Source organism: Nocardioides humilatus, from assembly GCF_008373755.1.
GTDB classification, from domain to species: Bacteria; Actinomycetota; Actinomycetes; order Propionibacteriales; family Nocardioidaceae; genus Nocardioides; species Nocardioides humilatus.
The window spans coordinates 1-385 of record NZ_VUJV01000210.1; the positions used below are offsets into that span (position 1 = coordinate 1).

Sequence of the window (385 nt, forward strand, 5' to 3'; positions counted from 1 at the left end):
GTGTGTAGTCCTTATATTAAAAATTAGACATTAGCACGACGACTGGGCCTTGCTTTTTCATGTCCCTTGGTGCGAACATAGGGTTTAGTATGAGAGCGCGGTGCTCCTGGAGCAGGGCCAAAGTGACGCACTGCCTCACGAGCATTTCGCTGACCTTGTACCAGTACTGTCTTCTTGCCAGTCGGAGCACGAAGAGCCAGCTGATCAAAAGTAAGAATTTCTCCTCCAGCAGCCAAAATGCGTGCACGAGCTTTTTCGGTAACATGAAGAGCAGCCACCGTCATCTTCGGTATCTTGTACAGTCTCACGTCATTTGTGACTGTCCCCACTACCACGGCAATCAAACCCTCACGAGTTGGCTTCTTCATGTGGCGCGCCAAACGAG

General features: G+C 50.4%; 1 protein-coding gene. It reads right to left on the bottom strand.

The features are described 5' to 3' along the window. Window positions 1-23 precede the first annotated feature (23 nt). Window positions 24-385 (bottom strand): eL18 family ribosomal protein (locus F0U44_RS24485; protein WP_223163839.1); only part of this gene is annotated, 362 nt, incomplete at its 5' end.